The sequence below is a fragment of the Gimesia algae genome (assembly GCF_007746795.1).
Taxonomy (GTDB): Bacteria; Planctomycetota; Planctomycetia; order Planctomycetales; family Planctomycetaceae; genus Gimesia; species Gimesia algae.
Map to the genome: position 1 here is coordinate 6,254,135 of NZ_CP036343.1, position 24,841 is coordinate 6,278,975.

Sequence of the window (24,841 nt, forward strand, 5' to 3'; positions counted from 1 at the left end):
TTGGTAGTACATGCAGGGGGGATGACAACCTGCCACACAACTGTGAATCAGACGTGAAACAGATTCACTTCACAATAACAAAACATTTCAGGAGACAGAACAATGAAACGTATCGCACTCAGCCTGATGATCATCACCATGGTCTTCAGCACCAGCCTGTTGGATGTCGAAGCCGGTAATCGCGGACGCTCAGGTGGCTCCAGTCGCTCAGGACATTCAGGCGGTTCCAGCTTTTCCCGCTCTTCACGATCCAGTAATTTTTCTCGCGGCAGGACGCAGAGCCGGGCTCCGAGAATGCAATCGTCGCAGCGATCAACCCGGAACTTTTCCAACGTCCGCAAAACCCCGACCACAATGAACCGAACACCCTCCACTCGTACACTTCGCGATCATCGTACGCCGACAACGCGTAATACCCGTGATCATCGGACTGGCAACACCACTTTCACTCGCGACCATCGCCAGATGAGCGTCAGACCCAAAACAGCGAGTTCGGCACCTCGACCACGCCAGACATTCAAACCCATTGATACAGGCATTGGTAATGGCAAGCCTGCCAGCGGGATTCGGCCTCGACCGGGTAATGGTACTCCCAAGCCACGGCCCTCGATCAAACCCATCGATCCGGGTATCGGAAACGGCAGACCAGGTAGTGGTGGGATTCGGCCTCGTCCCGGTAATGGCGCCCCCAAACCACGACCCTCAATTAAACCTGTTGATCCGGGTATTGGAAACGGCAAACCAGGTACAGGCGTAATTAAACCTCGTCCTAAACCAGGAGTCGGGACACCAAAACCACGACCTCGTCCACGACCTCCCGTTGGTAATGGACCTCCCAAACCACGTCCACCAAAACCAAATCCCGGACATGGTAACAACGGTGGAGGTCATCACGGCGGGAATAACGGCGGACACCACGCTGGTGGACACCACAACGGCGGCCATCACAATGGAAACCACGGTCATCACTGGCACAATCATCGTCCCCGGTTTTCCTGGTGGTGGTATAACTACTGCACGCCTCTGCAAAACTATGGTCCAGGCAACTACCAGTACTGCAACTACGTGTACCCCACCTGTGACTATGTCGCTCCCAACGGTCAGATCGTCGAAGACGTTCGCTGGTACCTGGGAATGAAAGGATTGATGTTACCCGGTAAAGGCATCGGTATCGAATCGGTCGCAGCAGATTCTCCCGCCGATCTGACCGGACTGAAACCTGGTATGGTCATCACCAAGTGTAACGGCGTAGTCATCACCGACGATACCACTTTCGGACAGGTCATCGCAGAATCCGGTGGCGTGCTGGAAATGGAACTGCTCGAATCAATTGATGGTCCCCAACTTGAAGCAACCGTGCAGATGACGCGTCTGCCAACTGCGAATTTCTAAGGAGCGGGCACCGCATGAGGCAAGCTGGCAACCCCGAGAGAACGTCCGATGAGGTGCAAACCTTGTCGGGCGTTTTTTTGTTGGGGGAGAGAAAACTTACGATTCGTCCGCTCGATCATCAATCATTTTGAATTTTCTGAAGATATTTCTGTCGAATTCGGTGGATTGCTGCGAGTGGCTTCCGTTTTAGATCATTGAGACTCTCTAAGGACTACCCGCTGTCTTGGGTAGTCCGGTTGATCAACTCTTTTGTAGGGCGGGCCATCGTCATTACAAAAATCAACCACGCGTCTGGTGGCTTCCGTCGCTCAGTTCGAAAGGACTGCGCGCCAGCGACTGCACGCTTCAGGAGAACACATCATGCTATTCCCAAAATCACATCGCCGTCAGGCATCCCATAAAGCATCTCCTTCTTCCGCCGTTGAACACCTGGAAGATCGACAACTGTTGTCGGCCATGAATTCCCTCCCCACAGACATGGCTGACGACACCGACCTGCAATCGAATACAACTCCCGAGTACGCGTCGATCGACGGGACCGGCAACAACATCGACAACCCGGAATACGGCAGTACCAATACCGAACTGCTGCGGCTGGCTGACGCTGACTACAGCGATGGCCAGTACACACCTGCCGGGGAAGATCGCCCGAGTTCCCGCGAAATCAGTAATGTCATCGCTGCCGCAGAAACTTCTCAGACCAATGACCGTTACCTGACGGACATCCTCTGGGTCTGGGGCCAGTTTATCGATCATGATATCACCCTGACCCAATCCGCGCTCGATGAAGACGGCAATCCGCTGGAATCATTTCCCATCGAAGTTCCGACCGGCGATATTTACTTCGACCCCGACGGTTCCGGCGATGATCTGATCGGCTTGAATCGATCCACCTACGAGGTAGACGAAAACGGCATCCGTCAGCAGATCAATCAGATAACCGCCTTCATCGATGGGTCGGTGATCTACGGCTCGGATGCCGAGCGGGCCGCCAGTTTGAGAACATTTCAGGGAGGGCTACTGGCGACCAGCGATGGGGATCTGCTGCCCTATGGAGATGACGGTTTCTTTCTGGCAGGCGATATTCGCGCCAACGAAAACGCGGCATTGACGTCGATGCAGACCATCTGGATGCGGGAGCATAATCGAATTGCAACCGAACTGGCGCTGGAAGACCCAAGTCTGACCGACGAACAACTGTATCAACAGGCGCGGCAGATCGTGTCTGCTGAAATACAGGCAATCACCTTCAATGAATTCCTCCCGGCATTATTCGGTTCCGATGCCATCAGCAGATACCAGGGGTACGATTCCAGCGTCGACCCGAGTATCGCCAATGAATTCTCAACCGCCGCCTATCGCTTTGGGCACACCATGCTGTCGTCAGAACTATTGCGGCTTGACGAAAACGGCAACACCGCCGACGAAGGTAATCTCGCGCTCTTGAACGCCTTCTTCAACCCGAGCGAAGTCGAAAACAATGGCGTCGATTCCCTGTTACGTGGTTTGACCGTGAACCTCGCCCAGGAAATCGATAACCAGGTCGTCGACGATGTACGCAATTTCCTGTTTGGCCCTCCGGGGGCCGGAGGCTTTGATCTGGCGTCGCTGAATATTCAGCGTGGTCGTGATCATGGACTCGCGGATTACAACTCAACACGGGTGGCGCTGGGACTGGACCCCGTGGAAAACTTCTCTGATATCACTTCCGATCCCGATGTCGCTGCCAGACTCGAAACGCTGTACGGCACGGTCGACAACATCGATCTGTGGGTCGGCGGACTGGCCGAAGATCATCTGCCGGGATCGAGCATGGGTGAGACCTTCTCATTCATCATCATCGATCAGTTCCAGCGACTTCGCGATGGAGATCGCTTCTGGTACGAAAATGTGTTTTCCGGTAAAGCACTTGACGAAATCAACGGCACAACACTCGCTGACGTCATCGAACGCAACTCGGATGTCTCCGGGCTGCAGGAAAACGTCTTCTTTGCCCCGACTGTCATGCAAATCGATCTGGCTGAAACCCGTACCACTGATGTCTCCGTTCGCCTTAATAAGGGGATCCTCGAAGTCGTCGATAACCGAACGCGGCAGGTCATCGGCAGCCAGTCTTTGGACAGCGTGGAACGTCTGATGCTGACGAGTACCGACCCCGGTTCACTGCGAATCCGCTACAGGGGCATCACTCCGACAGATCTACCCGGCGGCATGATTGTCGAAGCTGGCAAAGGACGCGATGACGCATTGATCATCAATGGCACAAAACAGAACGATACGATTGTCGTGAATGAGAATGTGGTTGAAGTCAATGGCATGGAACTGGAATTCACCGGCGTCGAACGGATTGTGATTCAGCATACCAACGTTGATGATTCTATTCAGGTGGCCGATGATGTCGACATTGATGTCAACGTGCTGGACATGGTACGACGCGACTCCAGGCATGATGGACCTCCCGGCAGAGAGCAGCCACCACACCAGAACGATCATCGCCCGACACAAGGGCCAGACCGGCAGAGAGCGGACGAACGAAATGCCGGAAAAGACCGCGACGATTTCGGAATGCTGGACCAGGTCTTTGCCTCTTCTGACCTGGAAAAAGTGTTAGATATGTCACCCAAAAAACGCCGTCGGTAACAGTGGAACATTTAACTTAAAAAAACGACGCAGGCAGGCAACCTCGCGAGAGCGTCCGATAAGGTGCAAACCTTGTCGGACGTTTTTTTTGTTCGACTTCCAAAATCATTTCGCTCGGACATACAGCGCACTGAAGCGGATCTCGGTTTTCTGTTCCCCTTCAAACGTCACCCGCAGCCGATACCGTTCCGGCAGCCCTGTGACATCCGTCTGACCATGCCACACCAGCGGCGTCTGAAACCCGCTCGTCGTCACGACTGCTGCCTGCGCTCCTGAATAGTCCGGCAGCGGGATCGCGTTCGCACTCAACAGTTCCACCTTCAGCCGTACCTCGGGTCCCAGCCCCTCTGCATTCATGAAAAACTGCTGCGGCCCGTCTCCTGTTCGGGAAATCGCCGCGGTCAGAAATTCGCTGTTCGTCACCGGCATCTGGTAGTCACCCTTACCGGTCGTCGTATCATCCACCCGCAGGTCCGCAAACCGGTCGCGGGGCAGCGTGACAATGCCCACTCCCCCGCGTGGCGGCGAACCCTGCCAATGACGCGGATCCCAGGCTCCGTAATACACAAAAGTCTGCGCGCCGATGTTTTCAAAGCCCTGTCCCTGCAATAAGCCCCCCTGGTCCCACTCGCCGTCGGCCCCCCGTTTCAGAAACGTCCACTCATGTGCGGGCTGACGAAACCGCACGCCGTCATTGCTGACCACAAAGCCCAGGTCGATCGTCACATCTTTCCATTCCTTCTCCCCATGCCAGATCCCGGAGATACCCAGCAGCACATTCCCCCGGTTCCACACGCTCACCCCTTCGTGATTCTGTTCTCCCTCGCGGCTGCGTCCCGGTCCCAGCAGGGTATGTTGTTGCGGGCGGACAAAGCCCACCGTGCTCGCCTGCGACCAGGTTTTGAAGTCGGGCGAAATAAACTGCCGCACCACGCGACCATGATAAGGTCGCGACGCGGCAATCGCGTTCTGCCCGTTCACATAATACAGGCCATCCCATTTATACAGCCCACCCACCGGCTCAAAATGTAACGGAGGCAGCAGCATCTGTTCCACCTGCAGCTCGGCCTGAACCGGTTTCGCAGCATGCAGCGTTTTCCAGCGCAGACCGTCGGCACTCGCGTAGGTCGCCAGCGTTCCCAACCGCACCTTGTTTTTGGGGAACCAGACATGCGCTCCCATTTTATACCGCTGCTCCGGATCGGGATCGTCCGGTTCGTAGAGCACCTTGACGTTCAGAATCCCCATGTGCGGCTCGATCTGCACGAGGTTGTTCTTTCGATTCCCCGCGTACTCTACCAGCCCCAGGTCCGGTTTGGTCCAGTGCACGCCATCGCGGCTCTCGGCATAAGCCACCCGCCACGGAGACGAGCGAGGCACGCTCCGATCCCGCCGATCCTCCCCCGCCGCCACATACCACATCCGGTACACGTCACCCACGCGAATGACCGAACCATAAAACTGCACCGCCCACGAATCCGGATCCCCGGCTCCCCCGCGTTTGACAACCGGATTCGCCGGATGCCGCTCGGGCGACCGCATCACCAGTTTCAGATTCTGCGAAAACGGCAGCGAAACCTCATCAAAGGCAAACAGCGTCGTCGCCCGCGTCTCATCGAAATACTTGCGATGTTCATCGCCGCCATCTTCTGCAGCAGCGATCCCACCAGCCGCCCCAGCCCAGAAAATCCCCGCCACCAGCAACAGACTTAAGCGCATCACCCTGCCTCCCGGAAGAAAGAAAGATATAAGAGTTGCGTTTCAGTGTAGAGAATTAAACCGGGGAAGCAATGAAATTCGTGGGAAACGAGCCCGTAATCTAATCAATACCTATCGAGGGTACTCACTCGTTGGCGAATACGTCCATGTGGAATATGACTGATGATTCTGGTGAAGTGTATTTCATTAACTGTCAGGGAACTCGTCTGTTTTCAGCATGCGCAAATGATAACAGGCTTCGTTAAACTGCGCCCCTTCCAGACGCGCGTCCTGAAAAGAAGTGAAACCCAATACACTGCCGTGAAACTGGGCTCCCCGCAAATCTGCGTTTGAAAAATCAGATTCCTTCAACTCGGCATCCCAGAAATCAGCGCCTCGTAGTGACGCTCCCTGAAACGAAAGTTTCACATAAGCATTACGGAGTACAAGGCCATCCAGCATGCATCCTGACAAAATCTTTCGATCGTCTGTCTCAATTCGACTCCCGTTGAAAACGCGTTCTCCCTTCTGGTAACGTTGCAGCAACTCTTCCGCCGAGCGGGCCGGTCGAATCCCCCTCTGGACAATCTTATATGCAGCAAGCAGTCGCACGGCGATCATCCGATCCCGTTCTGGATCTGGCGGGCTGATCCCCATCGCAGTCTCCTGCAGTTGAATCAGATGCAATAACAGCTTCCGTTCATCCGCTCCCCGCTTTAGTAATCCGAGAATGCCGACGATGTAGCTGGAATACTCTCTGGCTGCTGCTTCATCGGCATTGACGCCTAAAGGATCCCACTCGCGAAACAGAATGTGATGCACCAGACGTAACAGATGAGAGTCAACGTTCATAATTCTTCTCGCAGAAATGACTGGTTTCGACTGTCTTCAACTAATCAAGAGAATTCTTCCATGGAGAAGCAACCCTTATTCAGAAAATGAATACTTCAAAATCCCACGATGGATGAGTTGATCAATACTTTTCACAAGTCTTTCATCAGACAGTTGTATAAGTTCCTCATTGTCATTGATTATCAAACAGGCTCTTTTCAAATACATAATTTTCTGGTAGTGAAGTTGCGTCAGTTCCTCAAAATTGACTGTCGGATAGTATGCAATATCATCGCCGGGATCTGAATAACACATAAATCGACCATTACTGGATGTGACATCGCCGGGCAGGTCGTCATAAAATGTAAAAATAAAATAAGGCCGCCGAGTTACCTGACCTTCATGAAAATCAATGATCACTGATACTGCTGAATCTCCCTTCTGATGTCGCGAAAGCAGTCCAATCCCCATTAGTGTCAGACCATTTATACAGGAACCTGAAATAACCCCCGTAAGAATTGGATGTACAAAACCATAACTGGATAACAGGTTGAGTTCTGCCTGAATTTCAGACTGATAAATCTCTGGCACCTGATCCAGGTCCATGAGATTATCCTGAATAGAGCGAAACACCGGAAATGGTTTTCTATTCAGTCGCTTTAAATTAAGCTTGATCAAAAACCAATCAATAACAGCTCCTGGAATATTCGGATACCACATTCCAATATATTCTCGCAAACAATATCGCTCGTAATGCTGTTCATAAAATTGCATTCGACTTGTTTTCCACGAAGAATATCCTGGCATCCTATGCTTGAAGTTTTTTGAATCAGGATCGTTAGAGTATCATAAACCGAAAAATAACAAACTCCAGTCGAATATCATAACTCAAACGACTCGGCTAGATCTTTTCAACCATTTCTAATAAAGCATTTTCTTTGAATAAATATGCAATATCTCACCATCGACACCCCGCTGGGTGAAATCAATTTTTTCGTGTTCGGCGTCACGAAAGCCGTTTCGATTCATCTTGATTCGATACCGCTGTCTCCCGCGCTACCGCCTGGGATGTCAGTGGCAGGTTGCATTGGCATTTTGTTAAGGGTTCACTGCCATGAGCCGATTGACAATCTGATATTCGAATGCCGTCTGCTCGAACATAAATTTACCGATCATGCAATTGACTGCGGAGAGCATCTCTATGCCCACTCCTGGGAAAACGATCGATCTATTCTGATGATTGGCACTGAAGATGAAGAATGCCTCAATGCACGATTGCCCGAAAATCAGCAGATGTATCCCGAATCAGTCGGAATCAGTGAAAAAGGCGTGTCGATCGAGCTGCCCGAATTAGCGAAAGGCAGCGAAAACACATTCCAGATGATCGTCGCCTGGAATGATCTCCCCGAACCCATTGAGAGTTCCTGCTGGTACGCAGTTGATTTCAAGCATTCAGAACTGTTGAAAAAGTTCAATAAAAAAAGCAGCCCGTGAAGGCTTCTCATTTTTTTATTGAAAAGGAATATCCCTTACTTATTTCTTTCAGCTTCGTACACATCCAGCACCACTTGCATCCGCTCCTTCTGTTCGGGAGTCACTTCGAATTTCTGTTCCGGACTGCTTTCGTGATGGACGGTCGCGCTGGGGGCGGCGATCATCGCGCGGAGCATTGGAATTTGATCGGGCGTCAGCGGTGCATCTACCCAGAGCCAGCCCTGCTTATCTCGCTTTCGTCTGATTTCCTGTTCTGCCAGACTGGTATCTTCTAATTGAATCAGTTCTGCTTCTTTAAAATTAAGAGAGATTCCATACTGAAACGCACGGCTGACGATTTTTTTCTGTTCGGTAGTTAAATTGGCAAAATGTAACTTGATTGCTTTGCGTGCTTCATCAGACAGTCTGAACTGATTTCGAACCAGGACATTTCGCGAATTCGCCAGCCGATCTTTTCGCTGCACTAATCGCTGGTGGTTACTTTCTGCTGTCTGGATTTTCTGATTGATTCGCTCCATATCAGCGATCAGAGACAACCGCCGTTGATTGAGTTCCTGATAAGCTTTGTCCCGACGACTCTGATCATACTTAAACCCCTGAAATTCCTGCTTGTACGCTGCTTCAGCCTGTTGAAATTCCTGATGTTTTTCGTTGAGCCAGTCCTCAGATTGAATCAGTAATATTTCCACTTTGACCGGTTCCCATTCAGGACTGCGCAAAGAACCGGCAAAGAACAGTCCCCGCTGATGGGGTGGCACTACTTCAGATTGGAAAACGAAGCGACCGCCGGCGGTCGTCACGACAAAGGGACCAGATCTGGTGTGACCGGGAAGTAACTGCGCGATCCGCAAATAAAGTTTCTCAGGGCGGCCCGCTCTCTCTGTATAATACAATTGAAAATTGTTGGGAGCGTAGCGGGTTGCCGGTGCGTGCTTGTGGCTGATGCGATAGTAAGGCAAAAATGCACCATCCAGGCTCGGGACCTTTCTGAGTTTCAGCTTGCGAGCTGCTTCTTCAGATATCGATGGCAGAGTAATCGAAATCTGCTCCCACTTATCCTCTACACGGCGGATGATTCCCAGACTCAATTGATCCTGATGGGTGATCATGCTCAGTTTCTGATCTGCAGATCGGGGGGACCGCAGATAGCTGCCATTAATCACGCGGATCAGATCATTTTCTTTGAGACCAGCCAGAGAAGCACGCGAGTTTGATTCGACCAGTTTCACGATCACCGCACTCTCTGTGCGCGGGGGAAAATCAGGAATCTTTGCATTTTCCTCACGGAGCGTTTTTTTAAATTCAAAGACGGTAACCGTCTCAAAACCCATCTCATATTTTTTAGATGGAAACTCTGCCTGAACTGGAAGTGAACCGATCAGCAACACAGCAACCGTTGTCAGTACTCTCATCAATCTGGCCCTTTATCAAATACGACACAGCAAAACATGGGTTCACCATAGAGACAAACAGGCACACATTCAAGTTGCCCCATAAAAAAAGACAGCCCCGAAGGACTGCCTTTCTGATGGTTCATATTAAATGAGTGGTACTTTACAGCTTCCACCCATCCGCCAGCACGGTACCCTTCGGCACCACGATAATTCCATCGCGAATTAAGACATCAGTGTGATCAAAGTCCTGTTCGCTGTGGCCGTTGGGTTCGATGCGGGCGTTTTTGCCGACGCGGCAGTTTTTGTCTACGATCGCGCCGTCAATATAAGCACCGTCGCCGATGCCGATTGCCGGGCGGTCGTCGTTTTCCAGCGTCTCTTTGCATTCGTCCTGGTAGTAGTCGGCTCCCATGATCACCGAATTGCGAATCGTCACGTTTTTGCCAATGCGGCACCGCAGGCCGATCACACTGTTTTCGATCACGGCTCCTTCATCGATTTCACATCCGTCGGCAATCAGGCTGCGTTTGATCGTCACGCCTTCACAGCGCGTCGGGGGTAAAAATCGAGGACGTGAATAGATGGGAGACTTCTCAACCACAAAATCGAAAGGCGGGTCGGGATGCGCCAGCGCCAGGTTCGCATCATAAAATGAGCGGATCGTCCCGATATCTTCCCAGTAGCCGTCGAACAAATGCGCGTGCACTTTGTGCGTGCGAATCGACATCGGGAAGATTTCTTTGCCGAAATCTTCATAGTCGGTCTTCTTCAACAGATCCACCAGCAGATCGCGGTTGAACAGATAAATACCCATGCTGGCCAGACAGTCGCGGCCGCGGCTTTCGATCCCCTGCTGGTCGATCCACTCGGGAGGGGTGCGGACCATTTTCAGTTCTTCTTCGGTCTGCGGTTTTTCCAGGAAGCCTTTCACACGCCCGGAGTCATCCACCCGCATGATCCCGAACGCAGCCGCCTGTTCGCTGGAGAGGGGCACAGTCGCGATAGTCACGTCGGCCTTCGCCTTAATATGATTGTCGAGCATTTCGGCATAGTCCATCCGATACAGTTGATCGCCGGAAAGGATCAGCACATAATCGATGTCCGCCTGTTCGATACAGCGAATATTCTTGCGGACGGCGTCCGCGGTTCCCTGGTACCAGTCGGTCCCTTCCATCGTCTGCTGGGCCGCCAGGATTTCCACAAAGCCGTTTCCAAAGGAATCGAACTTATAGGTCTGGCGAATATGGCGATGCAGACTGACTGAGTTGAACTGCGTCAGCAAATAGATGCGGCACAGTTCGCTGTTGATGCAATTGGATATTGGAATATCAATCAGCCGATATTTTCCTGCCAGCGGCACGGCCGGTTTGGAGCGAAATTGCGTGAGTGGAAACAGACGGGTGCCCTTGCCTCCGCCGAGAATGAGGCTGACCACATTTTTCATAGCGTATTCCGATTCTAGTGCCAGATGCACCTTATAGCGTGAGTTCGTACACTTTTGTTAGCAAACTTAATGAAGGGTTGAATGAGGGACAACAGTCTTGCTTAGCTGCTTCATGTTACTCAGATTGTTGTACGTAAGCCAGTTGATAATGCGGTGTACTCTGTGGGTCAGACAAATTTTCTGACCAATTTCAAATCTGTATTGATCAGGCAGATTAGGAGAATCTCGGACTGTGATCTGCTGAAAGGGACCGTTAAGATAGTATCAATTCTTCATCCACTATTATTTTCCTGCCAACTGTCTCGCCGAGGGGTGTCATCTTGTCGCATGTCTTCTGTCTAAAATTGTCACTGCTGCCCCGTTGTGTTTTGCTGATCGCATTCGTCTGTTCAGCTACCCTGCTGCCTCGAACGGTCTTTAGTGAAACACCCTACACGCCTGCGATTGCGGAGGCTTCCAAAGAAGGCGAACAGGCGATCCAGGGCTTCCGTGTTCCCGAAGGCATGCACGTCAGCCTGTTTGCCGCGGAACCCCTGCTGGCCAATCCGGTCGCCTTCTGTATTGATGAACAGGGTCGGTTCTACGTCGCCGAAACGTTCCGGCAGGGAAAAGGAGTCGAAGATAACCGGGGACACATGAACTGGCTGCACGACGATCTGGCGGCAGAAACCATTGAAGATCGGCTGGACTACTTCAAAAAACATCTGAAAGACAACGTCAAAGATTATGCACTCGAACACGACCGCATCCGGCTGGTGGAAGACCGCGATGGTGACGGCAAAGCCGACCATGCGAGTGTCTTTGCGGATGGATTCAATCATATCGAAGACGGAACCGGCGCGGGTGTGCTGGCCCGGGACGGTTATGTCTATTACACCTGCATCCCGCATGTCTGGAAACTGAGCGACACCGCCAATGAAGGCAAAGCCACATTGCGGGAAAAACTGAGCAGCGGTTACGGGATTCGCGTCGCCTTTCGCGGACACGACCTGCACGGTCTGGAACTGGGCCCCGACGGACGCCTGTACTTCAGTATCGGCGACCGGGGATATAACGTCACTACGAAAGAGGGCAAACACCTGTTCCGACCGGATACGGGAGCCGTCTTCCGTTGTAACCTGGACGGGACCGAACTGGAAGAATTCGCTTACGGCCTCCGCAACCCACAGGAACTGGCATTCGACGATTACGGTAATCTCTTCACCGGCGATAACAACTCAGACTCTGGTGACAAAGCCCGCTGGGTCTACGTCGTCGAAGGCGGGGACACCGGCTGGCGGATGTATTACCAGTACCTCAGCGACCGCGGTCCCTTCAACCGGGAAAAGATCTGGCATCCCGCCCATGCAGGACAACCCGCCTACATGGTCCCCCCGATTGTTAATCTCGCGGACGGCCCTTCCGGACTGACCCATTATCCGGGAGTGGGACTTTCTGATCGCTACAAGGATCACTTTTTCCTCGCCGACTTCCGAGGCACACCTTCGAAAAGCGGCATTCGTTCTTTCGCTGTCAAACCCAAAGGGGCGTCGTTCGAACTGACTGACTCGCATGAATTCATCTGGCAGATCCTGGCCACCGATCTGGACTTCGGCTATGACGGCAGTCTGTATGTCAGCGACTGGGTCAATGGCTGGAACGGTCTGGGAAAAGGCCGTATCTATGAGTTTACAGATACCGAGCATGCCAGAGCCGCTCGAGCAGCGCATTCAGCGGAACTGATGAAACAGGGTTTCTCCACACGTTCCACAGAGGAACTGACAAAGCTGCTGACACACGTCGATCAGCGTATTCGTATGGAAGCCCAGTTCGCGCTGGTCAATCAGAATGCACTGGAGGCCCTGCAGAAGGTCGCGCTCACTTCAACAGATCAGTTGGCCCGCCTGCATGCGATCTGGGGCATTGGTCAACTGAGCCGCAAAACCAGTGCGGCGGTCGCAGGTATTCAAAGTCTGCTCAACAACAGTGACAGCGAAGTGCAGTGTCAGACTGCCAAAGTCATCGGCGAAGCCGGGTTCACCACGGCCACACCTGCTTTAATCGAACTGCTCAAAAACCCGCATGCCCGCGTGCAATACTTTGCAGCCGTCGCGCTGGGAAAACTGCAGGAACAGACAGCTATCTCTCCGTTGTTCGAACTGCTCAAGCAAAATAACAATGCCGACCCGATGCTGCGTCACGCAGCCATCCTCGCTTTGACCCGCATCGGAAATACGGACGCGCTGATCGCTGCCACAAATCACGATTCCGCCGCAGTGCGACTGGCGGCGGTGGTTGCCTTGCGACGACTGCAGCGAAAAGAAGTCGGTTTATTCCTGCAGGACTCTGACCCGCTGGTGGTGCTCGAAGCGGCCCGCGCCATCAATGATGAACCGATTCCGGACGCGCTGGCAGATCTGGCCGCCGTTTCGATTACCGCCGACATGACTGACGCCCTGCTGCGACGTGTGATGAATGCCAATTTCAGAATGGGAACTGCGGAGAACGCGCTCACCGTCGCCAAAATCGCTGCCGACAGCAAAGTGCCCGAAGCACTGAGGCTGGAAGCGATTGAAGAACTCAACCAGTGGAACGAACCCGCGCCGCTGGATCGCGTGCTGGGACGCTGGCAGCCGATTGAAAACCGGTCATCTATCGAACTGACGGGCATCGTTGGTCCCATCGTGCCTGACCTGTTCCAGAGCTCTGAAAAGATAAAGGAAGCAGGCACGGGACTGGCTGCGAAGTACGGCATTAAGGAAGCGGCGCCCATGCTGGCGGAAATGGTTGTCGACACCAAACGCCCCGTTGATGTACGGATTGCTTCGCTGAACGCCTTGGATCAACTCGGCTATGCCCGTATCGCGGATGTCGCAAAGACGGCGATTCAAGATCAAAAGCCGGCGCTCCGCGTCACCGGTCGCAAAGTCCTCGCGAGACACGATCCCCAGGCAGCGTTGCCCGCGCTCGAACAGGCCATTCAAAACGGAAGCACCATCGAGAAACAGGGAGCCCTCGCCACACTGGCGGAGATGCCGCTGCCCGCAGCAACCGATGTTCTGGCGCGCTGGATGCAGCAGTTGGTCCAGCAGCAGGTACCCGCAGAAATTCAACTCGACCTGCTGAAAGCAGCGACACAGAAACAGTCTCCCGAACTCGATCAACTGATCGCAGAGTTTGATAAGAAACGTCCGCAGGATGACCCGATTGGCGGTTTTATGGAAACGCTGTCAGGCGGCAATGCTTCGCGTGGGCGTGAGATTTTTTATGGTCGCAGCGATACGTCGTGCCGTCGCTGTCATATGATCAAGAATAACGGAGGCGAAGTCGGCCCGGACCTGTCAGGAATTGGCATCGACAAAGACCGCCGTTATCTGCTGGAAGCCATTGTCGCCCCCAATAAAGCGATTGCGAAAGGATTTGAAACCGCAGTCCTGGCGATGCTGGATGGTAAAGTTCTCGTCGGCATTATTCGTAAAGAGACCGATACAGAACTGGAACTGATGGACGCCAAAGGAACGGTCATTCGGGTCGTGAAAGACGACATCGATGAACGGGCCTCAGGAAAATCGGCGATGCCGGAAGAAATTGTCAAACAGCTCAGTAAAGACGACCTGCGCGATCTGGTGGAATTCCTCAGTCAGCAAAAACAGAAACAGAAAGCCAAGGCTACAAAACATGAAGGATAAGTGACTGTTGTTGTAACGGACGATTAATTATAGAATCGCGTGCTTGTTTTGAGTGGATGTGCCGACTAAAATACAGGCATAACGAAACAGAGAAACAACCTCTGTCATGTTGATTCAAAATCGTGAGTTGACCCTACAAATATTAAACTGGGGACCCCCGAGATTCGGCTGCGTGTATATCCGGTATATCCGGCTCACACAACCCGAGTTATCAGGTTCCCACTTTGCAATCACGGGTTCTAATATACCCGCGTATGAATCACTTGGCGGAGGTTTTTTTATGGGCTTGTTCGACCGGCAGGAATCCGGGAATCTGGAAAAAGCCAAACCGCTGGCCGCCCGCATGCGTCCCCGCTCCCTTGACGAATTTGCCGGGCAGTCTCATTTCCTGGGCGAAGGCAAACTGCTGCGTCGCATTCTGGCCGCCGACCGTATTGGCTCACTGATCTTTTATGGATCTCCCGGCACTGGGAAAACGTCGCTGGCCGAATTGATCGCCCGTCAATCCAACCGTCGTTTTGAAGCATTAAACGCGGCTTCCGCCGGCATCAAAGAAGTACGTGCGGCGCTCGACCGGGCCCGTGACGAACTGGCGACTGGCGGCAAACAGACGATTCTGTTCATCGACGAACTGCATCACTTCAGCAAAGTCCAGCAGGATGTCCTGTTGCCTGATGTCGAATCCGGCGTGGTCGCCTTGATCGGCGCAACGACATCGAATCCGTTCTTCTCGCTGGTCTCCGCACTCATCAGCCGCAGCCAGATTTTTGAATTCCAGCCGCTGACACCCGAAGAAATTCAGACACTGATGCAGCGGGCACTGCAGGACGAAAAACGGGGATTGGCCCGCTATAACGTGACTGTGGAACCGGAGGCCATTGATTTTCTGATTGAGGTCTGTGATGGTGATGCGCGGCGGTCTTTGAATGCGTTGGAAATCGGCGTGCTCTCACTGCATGGTTCAGAACGGGTTTTTGATCTGGAAGTCGCACAGGAGTCAATACAGAAAAAGGCGATCCAGTACGACCAGGATGGCGACGCGCATTACGATTCCGCTTCCGCATTGATTAAAAGCATGCGCGGCAGTGATCCGGATGCTGCTTTATACTGGCTGGCGCGGATGATTGAAGCCGGTGAAGATCCGCGGTTCCTGGCCTGCCGCATCGTGATTGCCGCCTCGGAAGATGTCGGCAATGCCGATCCGACCGCACTGACTTTGGCGATGTCCGTATTTAATGCGATTGAGAAGATCGGGATGCCCGAAGGTCGGATTCTGCTGGCGCAGGCGGTCACTTATATCGCCACGGCTCCCAAGTCGAATGCGTCTTATATCGCCATTGATGAAGCCCTCGAAGATGTACGCAACAAGTCACTGCTGCCGGTTCCCATTCATCTGAAAGACTCGCACTACTCAGGCGCTTCGCAACTGGGACACGGAGAAGGCTACCAATATGCCCACGCCGCGGAAGAAGGCTGGGTGGATCAGGATTACCTGGGAGTCGAAAAAGAGTACTACCGACCGGTCGAGCGAGGTTATGAGGTGACGATCCGTAAACGCCTCGAAGTCTTCAAACAGCGGCGCAAAAAAACAGGAACGGATGAAGACATCCGTTCCTGACCCCCTCAGTGCATCTCGCCGACAAATCAGCAGAGTGGCTGCTGTTTCAAACCGACGATTGTGATCGTCTTGGCAACTTCGCGTTCCTGCAGCAACCCTTCCAGATTGGGCATGAAGTCCACCGACATATACCACTGCATCAGAACATCAAACATGGGCTCGATCGATTCTTCATCAATCCCAAATTCTTCTTTCATCGGCAGTGCTTCTTCGGGTGACATATCCTGGAACTGACTGATCAGCAGGAAGTCACCTTCGTTGGACAGATTCAGGTGCAGGTTACGGATTTCGGATGAAAGGAAATGATCCACGGAAATGTGCACGTCCAATGGCCCCCCCGCCAGGTAACGACGTGCTTCTTCCGGTTGTTCATCAATAATGCGTGCCGCTGTTTCACAGACAGCATACACCACACTTTCATCGACAAGGTCGCCTTCGACGTTTTCACTGGCCAGATGCTTGGCCCAGGTGACAGATAACAGATCCAGTTGCACGTGTGGCGGGACACTTCGCAGAAACGGGACTTCGGTCAGAAAACCGAACGAATCAAACGGGTCATCGCCCACCTGCTTTGCCAGAGCGATTCGCTCCAGAGTATCCATGAACGCAATCCGGAATGCGATGTAGCTTAGGAATGTTTGTGGCAGGACGTCTTTGGAAATTGTTAGCATGATGATAATCGCTTGGCAAAAGTTGTAAATCTCAGATGCTTCAGGCAGTGCGTCATTCACGCTTCTGACACTGTCCTGAAATCAGTTACACTTGGTAAGTGACAGGTATTACTTTGCCAGACAGGTATCCCAAACACAATAAAAAAGTTTTGAAATCATATTGAAAAATAATGGATTGATTAAAGTGCATGACTCTCTGTCAACACTGTAAAACAGGGCCTATATTACTCATCAAGCCACATTTCGTCCAAAGTGTGTAACCGATAATTTTTCTCTGACTGTTATAATCATTACAGCACTAAAGTCGTTGGTCAGATTGTAGGAATCAGCACCATTCTAAATCCGTTTAAACCATTTGATCGATACGTTTTCCAGCGCAAACTGCAGGCTGATTTTCACCAAAATTCAGTGATGGTGTTGGTTATGACTCTGATCCAGGCCGGCATCCAGCTCTCGGGAAATCTGCCCCCAGTGATAGCAGGCGGTGATCTCCCTGAGTCTGCTGCGCAGATCGGAAGCGGTTGAATCTGATTGTGCCGATTTGGAAATCCTCTGCACCAACGCGACCAGTGATTCGGTGGTTCCGTCGTAAAAACATTCCGGCGTTTTGGCAAAAATTTCGGGGTAGGCCAGACGTCGAGGCAGCACGGGCAGGCAGCCTGCTGCCACTGCTTCCAGAATTGAAATGCCGAAGAATTCGTGAAATGCTGTCGAGACGACCAGATCCGCGTTCTCTAAAACATGCTGGTAGTGTGACCGGTCTTCCAGAAAGCCCCAGTGATCAATGCGGTCTGCATACTCTGAGTGGAGGCTGACAAAACAGTCGGGAGTTTCCGCCGTCGACTGCCCGATTACACTCAGCCGAAAATCGAGTCCTGCCTGGTCCAGCAGTCGGATCGCGTCACAAAACTGTTCCGGATTTTTGTCATATTCCCAGCGGGCCACCCAGAGGATCTGCAGCGGTCGTGTTTGTTCTTCCCGCGATTTCACAACGGTTTTCTGAATGCCCGGTGAAATCACCGCTGACTTCTGCGCACAATCTTCGAGGGCATCAATGAACGCATAATCGGGCATCCGCCGTAGAAATTCACGGGAAGCCTGAAAGAAATCCTGTCGGTGAAAATCGGAATTAAACCAGAGCGAATCTGCAGCCAGCGCTGATTTTAAATTGATAAAGCCGTAGGTCAGATCGCGTGTTTCCCCTGTCGGTAACGGATAGGTCCACTGATTTTCGTGGAAATAAACAACGCGGGGTAGCGCCGCGATATCTGCTGGTACCAGCCCCAGAAAGGTCGCCAGATCAAACATATCGGTGACCCACAGGACATCCCAGCGTTCTCCCGCAACAAAACGGTTCCGGACGTCTTCAGCCAGCGTTACCGCCGCATGCTGCATCCGCCATTTCCAGTGCCGCGGCGGGAGCGTGAGCGTCGTGAACTCGTGCACGCTGTGGGAAATCCACTGCGTCAGGAATTCACGATGACTCCCACCGTGATAGGCATTGATTGCCAGAACTCGCATCAAACCATTCTCTACCCGAAGCCACGCCTAAAAACTTTTGCAGAAAAACGCCTGCAGGAACAGATTCCAATGAGATGAAACGGCAGGCGATCTGGTTTGATTAAACGTGTTCCAGAGCATCCTGTTCAACTCGACCTGAATGCGAACCCTGCTCCTGTTCGAGTTGCTGGATTCGCGAAATCGCATCATTAAAGGTCGCCAGGCAGTTTTCTTCAGTTACTTTTTCGATAATTTTCAGACGCACCAGTGTGCGTTTCACCTGTGGTTTTGTACCAGTAAAAAAGACCGTTGCTCCCTGATGATGTGCTTTTTCGATGATATCGTCAAGCAGGTAAGCGCCCGACATATCGACCATGGGTACCCGCGCCATTCGGATAATCAGATATTTGTAATCGATCAATGCCGAAGAAGCACGATAAATTGTATCGGAAACACCGAAGAACAGCGGGCCATCCAATCGCAGCTTCAGCACTTTTTCTTTGAGTTCATCCGGCATGGATACATCGGTGGGCAAAGAACGGTTCATATCATTCAAACTGACCACATTCTGCTCGTAGGTCTGCCCGAGTTCCTGGACGATTCGCACAAAAGCAATGGTAATCCCGACCCCCATCGCGACAAGTAAATCAACAGAAATGGTCAAAATCAAAACGGCCCAGAAACAGATCGCGTCCGTCAGAGGCATACGGTGCAATACAGGCAAAACGCGGTAATCGATGATATCAATACCCACTTTAAGTAGAATCCCTGCCAGACAGGCCATCGGAATGTAGGTGGCATAGGGAGCCAGTCCCAGCATTAACGCTAGAAGTACCACACCATGAATAATCGATGCAAGCCCCGTTTTTCCGCCACACTTGATATTGGCAACAGTCCGCATGGTGGCAGTCGCAGTGGTGACTCCCCCCACGAGACCACAGCCCAGGTTGGCAACTCCCTGCCCGAATATTTCACGATCACTGTCATGTCGCTCATTCGTCATGTTATCCGCCACCAGACAGGTCAACAGCGAATCAAAATACAAAGCCCGGCTACAGCAAAGGCACCGCCAATCATATCACCAAAGCGGCTAAAATCAGGCCAGTACAAATGAGGTAGACCGACCGGCATTGATCCGAGATATTCGATGTCTCTGAAACCAGAGAATTGAGCGATACTGGTTCCGACAATCAACCCCAGGAGAGGAGCCGGCAGCCACTGTTTTTTGGTAATGCGAGGCCAAAGCAAAATAGTAAAAAATGTTGCCAGAGAAATAATCAGTGCATGAGGTTTTTCATGCATGACGTCATAAGGGATTTGTTTAATCGCTCCCACCACAGAACTCGGCGTGGCAAAACCCAGCATGGGTGGGATTTCGAGCAGAATAATAATCACGCCGATCCCACACATAAACCCGGACACCACAGAATAAGGCGTGTAGTAGATAAATCGTCCGATTTTCATTAACGCCAGAACGATACAGATTAAACCGCTCAGAAAGACCATCGACATGATAAACACCATATCCGGTTCTCCAGATGCCAGTTTGGTCGCAGCAATCACTCCCGCTAACTGCATCACCATGGGACCAGTTGGACCACTGACGCCGGTAGTGGAACCTCCAAACAGCCCTACCAGAATTCCACCACAAATGGCGGCCCACATCCCTGCTTCTGGCCCTAGCCCGGAAGCCACTCCAAATGCCAAAGCCAACGGCATGGCGATCACAGCGACCGTCACTCCGGACAAGAGATCCGACGGAATGTTAGTGTGCATAACCTTAATGTTATGCCAGGGGTTAAAATCACTCAGATATTTAAAAGCATTAAATTTAGATTCATTTGAATCATTCGATGACATGGCGAGTATCCATAAATCCATCTACCTGAAATTATTCAGGTTAAACGAAGAGGAAAGCAGCACTCTCTGTTCAGGCAGCTCTTTGAAGTCCGGATAGGACGAAATCCATTCACGAACAAAATCGTAAGGGAATTGATCTGAATGAGCGCAACAGGAGAGTAACCAGTAGAAGCGAAAGTGAGCATGCCCGAAAAACCGGGCAGCATTCAACTGAGGGCAGGAGGTCCGCGGGAGATATGAATCTCATCGCAGTCAGACTCTTTCACACTGAAATCGATATTCTGAGTCAGTATGCCCAAAAGAGGCAGCACGTCTGAGAATTCAGCATCCTGAATCAGCGTTTCATCTTCGACCGAGTCTTCACTTTCCTCCAGCTCATATTCAGCACAGAGCCAGTCAGGATTGGACTCGGGAGTATCCAGCAAACTCGAACCGCCCAATAGAAAAACGATGTCCAGTGCAATCACTGAACATAGCATGAACATCAAAGTCTGGCGGGAGTTCTGTAGCATGCATCAATGATATTTTATTTTCACACTTTGTCAATGACGCGTTTGTGAACTAACCTGAAATAAGAGTCCTCAGGTGTATTTTCATCTGGGCAACGTTCGTAAGTGCTTAATAAGTCTACCCTATCTCATATTTTCTCATAACACCAGTATTCACAAAAACGACGCTTCATGTGAGAATATAAAAGAGTCTGGCAAAATGCGTTCTATATTAAAGTATGGTCTACCAGGGAAGGATTAACGGTTAGCGTTTGCAAGACGTCTGCCGTTCTCCAGAATAGATTCGCCCTCCTGACTGAATTCCAATGAAACAATCAAAAAATCAAACAGGGCCATCCGCCCTGAATCCCGAAAGCGTGAGGGGCTGATGAATCGTTTATATCGTTATAATCTGCTGCGTTCCTGTCTGGTGATGATCTGCCTGGCCTACTGGCTCTCTCCCGGAATCCAGCCGGCGTCAGCACAGATGAAAGAAGAATTGTGTGACTGCTCTCCGGAATTAACCCTGCTGTTACGTGTCAACGATGTGCGTCGCACAGCGGAGCTGGTCACGAAAGCCGGTGGAAAAATTGTCTACGATCCTAACCTGGGCATTGGAAATGACATTCCCTTCCTCGTCGTAAATCTGCCTCCCAGCAAACTCAACGATAAAAAGTTCATCGATTCGCTTAAGCTTCCCTCTGGTGTGATGGAAGAAATCATCCCCAGTAAAATTGTTCCCCAGGCGGAACCAGCCATCGATACGTCCAATCCGGCGGACCTGCAGGTTGCCCCTGATGCAGACTTTGATTCGCTGTATGTCCCTCTGGATGATATCAAGGTCCCTGCACTGCGTAAGCGGGTTGCCGGCAAAGGACTGGGAGAAGGCACGATCGTCGCTATTATCGACACCGGTATTGATACCAGTCACCCCGTCTTTCAGGATCGCGTAATCTTCTGGAATGATGCCACGCGGGAAGGTCGATCGCCGCTGACTAAAAGCAGACAGTTGGATGGCAAAATTGAACTGGAACATAATAAGTTCATCGCACTCCCCGAAACAATCAAAGACAATGAGTACGTCTATTCCGGCTATATCGACGAGAAAAAGCTGGGATTTCAACAGGGAGACCTCTGGACCACGCTCGACAAAGAAGGTGTCGATATCAATCGTAACGGCACGAAAGACGACAAACTGCTGGTCGTCGTCGGAATCATTCCAAATCCGGAACTGGTCAAACTGGAAGCAGCCAGCAAAAAAGCGGAAGAAGAACGCAAAGCCGCAGCTGCAAAAGACGAACCCATACCGGCAGAAAAACCCGATCTGGAAAAACGGGATCTGACCAAAGAATACGCACTGGCATTTGTTGATGTGAACATGGATGGCAAGTTCAGCAAAGAGGAAGCTGACACGCCCATCATGGATTTCAATTCTGCCCGAAAAATGCAGCGGGAAGATCTGAAACCTCCCTATCAGCTTATGCTGGAATTTCCATCACGTACCAAGCGAATTGCCTACCCTCTGTTATTTCGACCGGATGCCAAGAAGCAGGTCACCGAAATTACAGTCGCCTTTGACCAGCAGTCCCATGGCACCCATGTTGCAGGAATTGTTGCCGGCAGTGGTCTGCAGATTGAGGGTGCCGCGCCGAAAGCCCAATTAATGGCCATCAAGGTCTGCTCAGGTCGCAGTTGTACCGACCAGGCGATTCTACGCGGAATCATCTCTGCCTTTTTCAACCCGCAGGGTTATGTTCCCGATGTGGTGAATATCTCACTGGGCAGCCACGAAGGCTATATCAAGCGCCCCTTGAGCATTCTGCTGCAGGATCTCTCGGCGAAATTTGGAACGACATTTTTCATTTCCGCCTCCAATGACGGTCCCGGCTACCGTACCATCAACGGTCTGGGTGGTTCCAGTCCGGCGGTATTTGTGGGTGCCCACGTCTCTGCGAATACATTACGCGAACACTATCGCCTGGCCGAAGGGGTGAATGCCCCCGAGCATGGGCTGCTTTACTTCTCATCTCTGGGCCCCTCATATACAGGGGAAATGCGTCCGAATGTGGTCGCCCCCGGATCGGCTCTGTCATCGACACCGTTGAATTCGGATGGCTCCAGCATGTTCAACGGAACCAGTATGTCATCACCGATCGCCGCTGGTGCAGCAGCCGCCATGCTGTCTCTGATCAAAGCCGATAAGGAATACGCCAAGGTCCTGGAACGGCAGGAGAAGAAGATTGAAGCCATTCGGAAGAAATCGTCAGACAGTAAATATTCCCTGACCTCACTGGCATTGAGTATGCGACTGGCACTGGAAAATTCCGCCATGCGAATGAAGGGCTTTACTTACGCTCAACAGGGAGCAGGCCTGATCGACATCGATAAAGCCTACCCGGAATTTTTGAGGCTGGCCAACCTGACGCTTGATCCTAAAAAACAGACTGCGGAATTCAGCATCAATCACTATTCCAAGTTCAATCGTCTATATGATCGATCGAATAATATCGAAGCGCACAAACGCGTTGATCTGGATCTGAATATTGACGGTGAGGTATCCGATCAGGGTAGCCTGTTATTAAAGAATACCACCGCAATCGTCAAACTGGAAAAAGTGGAAGTTCAGGACAGCGACGGGAATGTCACGATACTGGATGTAAACGGAAAAAATGAGAAAGTCCCCTTCTCCATCGCGTTACCAGGGAAAGAAGAAGCACAGGGTAACCAGATCTCGCTGGTCCTGTCCAACAGCAGTAAATCCTACTTCTACAGCACTCGGAAACGAAATCTGATGGAGACCGGGAAAACTTACCTTGCCTATTACACCGTCACACAGCACGGCGAGCGTGAATTCAGTTTCCTGGACGTGGTTCATAAACCAATCGAACTCTCAGACCTGAATACGGAAGTCAGTCTGCCCAGCCTGAATCTGCAGGATTCAGAACGAGTCGCCGCTTTCGTTGTGCCACAGAAGACGATCTCCGCCGGTGCCTACCATCGTTATCCTGTCGCAGTGACACGCCGCGACAGCGGCCTGACCGTGATGCTGGGTTTTGTTGCCAGCAGTTCAGGACGGTTACTGGTCAGTGTCTTTAATCCAGAGGGAGAAGAAATTGGCTACCGCGTCATCCAGCAGACCGCCCAGCTGGGTGGAGACCGTTCTAACGCTTCTCTGACTGTATCCACCAAGGATGAAGGCATCCATGAAGTGGTCGTCAGTACGTTCAGCGGAAACTGGTTGAACGAATCGAAATATGATCTACTGATCGAAGCCCAGCGGTTCCGCGCCTCAACTGAGGACCTCGCGCTGGCAACGGTTGACTCTGGAAAAGATGCGGAAAAACTCATTACGTTTTCCAATTCCTCAAACCAGGTCAAAAGCATGTCCGCCAGTCTGGGAGGCCTGACCCGGGTTGTCCCACAGGACAAGTTCCCGATCCTGGCCAACTATCGTACGTTCCGTAAGCTGGATATTCCTGAGTGGAGACCGGAAAGTGGTGAAAGCCAGACGACCAGCGTGCGGCTCACTTTCCCTCCCGATGATAAAAAATACGAAGGCTTCAGCGGACGCATCGACCACAGGCTCTATAAGAAAGGCCCGGATGGCAAAATGGTCGAAGCCCATAAAGGGATGTTCTTTGGACGCGGAAAATCCTTCAACAATATTCCCCGCCCTGAGCCGGGTAAACCCTATGAAACATTGTATGCTGCAGTTGATACCTATTTCACGGTGCCTAATGACGAAGGCTTGAAAGACAGCCAGGGAACCATCACCCTGGATGCTGCTTTCCCAGGAATACCGGTAAAAATGGAAGGCTCCTTCGATCTGAAAATTCTGACTGTCGGCAGACCTGATGTGTATATTCTTCAGATCAAAGGACCTAAGAAACTAATTGACGCCTCCGCTGCCAAGACGAATCACAGTAACCCCTCGGAAGCGACTCTGGAAATTCCGACACGGATTAATGGCATCTCCAAAATCACCGTTACCTTGCCAGTCACGGTCACACCGGATGTCAAATCCACGCTGGCGAAGCAGCTGATTCGCTCCTCCATCAGTATTTCGACAAGTGATTCCCGGATCTCGGACTCGATCCCGATTGAGATCACGCAGTAACCCGGCAATCACGTTCAGGCAGGAAC

The 24,841-nt window shown here is 51.8% G+C and carries 15 protein-coding genes and 1 pseudogene; 6 read left to right on the plus strand and 10 right to left on the minus strand.

Going from position 1 to position 24,841, the window contains the following annotated elements:
* The first annotated feature begins 102 nt into the window (after nt 1-102).
* Nucleotides 103-1,392 (plus strand): PDZ domain-containing protein, encoded by a 1,290-nt coding sequence (locus Pan161_RS23345; protein WP_145231155.1) that lies wholly within the window; start codon nt 103-105, stop codon nt 1,390-1,392.
* Nucleotides 1,393-1,752: 360 nt separating this feature from the next.
* Nucleotides 1,753-4,032, plus strand: coding sequence for a peroxidase family protein (locus Pan161_RS23350; RefSeq protein ID WP_145231156.1), 2,280 nt, complete (start codon nt 1,753-1,755; stop codon nt 4,030-4,032).
* A gap of 105 nt (nt 4,033-4,137) precedes the next feature.
* On the opposite strand, the gene Pan161_RS23355 is transcribed toward Pan161_RS23350, so the two are convergent.
* The 3 genes from Pan161_RS23355 to Pan161_RS23365 form a co-directional block, all read right to left on the minus strand.
* Nucleotides 4,138-5,754, minus strand: a complete 1,617-nt coding sequence (locus Pan161_RS23355; RefSeq protein WP_145231157.1) for a glycoside hydrolase family protein — start codon at nt 5,752-5,754, stop codon at nt 4,138-4,140.
* A 183-nt stretch (nt 5,755-5,937) separates the two neighbouring features.
* Nucleotides 5,938-6,582, minus strand: a complete 645-nt coding sequence (locus tag Pan161_RS23360; protein WP_145231158.1) for a pentapeptide repeat-containing protein — start codon at nt 6,580-6,582, stop codon at nt 5,938-5,940.
* Nucleotides 6,583-6,657: 75 nt separating this feature from the next.
* The gene (locus Pan161_RS23365; protein ID WP_145231159.1) at nt 6,658-7,335 is read right to left on the minus strand and encodes a hypothetical protein; all 678 of its coding nucleotides are present in this window, start codon (nt 7,333-7,335) and stop codon (nt 6,658-6,660) included.
* 174 nt (nt 7,336-7,509) lie between these two features.
* Here Pan161_RS23365 and Pan161_RS23370 point away from each other — a divergent pair, with 174 nt between their 5' ends.
* A complete protein-coding gene (locus Pan161_RS23370) occupies nt 7,510-8,055 on the plus strand; it encodes a hypothetical protein (protein ID WP_145231160.1) in 546 nt (181 codons plus the stop codon).
* A gap of 35 nt (nt 8,056-8,090) precedes the next feature.
* Here the strand turns inward: Pan161_RS23370 and Pan161_RS23375 are convergent, their stop codons facing one another.
* Nucleotides 8,091-9,467 (minus strand): PDZ domain-containing protein, encoded by a 1,377-nt coding sequence (locus Pan161_RS23375; protein WP_145231161.1) that lies wholly within the window; start codon nt 9,465-9,467, stop codon nt 8,091-8,093.
* A 142-nt stretch (nt 9,468-9,609) separates the two neighbouring features.
* Nucleotides 9,610-10,893 carry a glucose-1-phosphate adenylyltransferase gene (locus Pan161_RS23380; protein ID WP_145231162.1) on the minus strand — a complete coding sequence of 428 codons (1,284 nt, stop codon included), beginning with the start codon at nt 10,891-10,893 and terminating at the stop codon, nt 9,610-9,612.
* A gap of 320 nt (nt 10,894-11,213) precedes the next feature.
* Here Pan161_RS23380 and Pan161_RS23385 point away from each other — a divergent pair, with 320 nt between their 5' ends.
* Nucleotides 11,214-14,561: a PVC-type heme-binding CxxCH protein gene (locus tag Pan161_RS23385; protein ID WP_145231163.1), complete on the plus strand. Its 3,348-nt coding sequence runs from the start codon at nt 11,214-11,216 to the stop codon at nt 14,559-14,561.
* 280 nt (nt 14,562-14,841) lie between these two features.
* Entirely contained in the window at nt 14,842-16,179 is a 1,338-nt protein-coding gene (locus Pan161_RS23390; RefSeq protein WP_145231164.1) for a replication-associated recombination protein A, read from the plus strand.
* 26 nt (nt 16,180-16,205) lie between these two features.
* Here the strand turns inward: Pan161_RS23390 and Pan161_RS23395 are convergent, their stop codons facing one another.
* The 5 genes and pseudogenes from Pan161_RS23395 to Pan161_RS23415 all read right to left on the minus strand — a co-directional run bounded on the left by Pan161_RS23395 (nt 16,206) and on the right by Pan161_RS23415 (nt 20,689).
* A complete protein-coding gene (locus Pan161_RS23395) occupies nt 16,206-16,850 on the minus strand; it encodes a hypothetical protein (protein ID WP_232103437.1) in 645 nt (214 codons plus the stop codon).
* A gap of 405 nt (nt 16,851-17,255) precedes the next feature.
* Nucleotides 17,256-18,371, minus strand: coding sequence for a tRNA-queuosine alpha-mannosyltransferase domain-containing protein (locus Pan161_RS23400; protein WP_145231166.1), 1,116 nt, complete (start codon nt 18,369-18,371; stop codon nt 17,256-17,258).
* Nucleotides 18,372-18,471: 100 nt separating this feature from the next.
* Nucleotides 18,472-19,056 (minus strand): STAS domain-containing protein, encoded by a 585-nt coding sequence (locus Pan161_RS23405; RefSeq protein WP_390620756.1) that lies wholly within the window; start codon nt 19,054-19,056, stop codon nt 18,472-18,474.
* Between the two features lie 27 nt (nt 19,057-19,083).
* A pseudogene (locus tag Pan161_RS23410) lies at nt 19,084-20,231 on the minus strand (SulP family inorganic anion transporter); the annotation flags it as partial.
* A 185-nt stretch (nt 20,232-20,416) separates the two neighbouring features.
* The gene (locus Pan161_RS23415; RefSeq protein WP_145231169.1) at nt 20,417-20,689 is read right to left on the minus strand and encodes a hypothetical protein; all 273 of its coding nucleotides are present in this window, start codon (nt 20,687-20,689) and stop codon (nt 20,417-20,419) included.
* Between the two features lie 397 nt (nt 20,690-21,086).
* Between Pan161_RS23415 and Pan161_RS23420 the strand changes: the two genes are divergently transcribed.
* Entirely contained in the window at nt 21,087-24,815 is a 3,729-nt protein-coding gene (locus tag Pan161_RS23420; RefSeq protein ID WP_145231170.1) for a S8 family serine peptidase, read from the plus strand.
* The last annotated feature ends 26 nt before the right edge of the window (nt 24,816-24,841 follow it).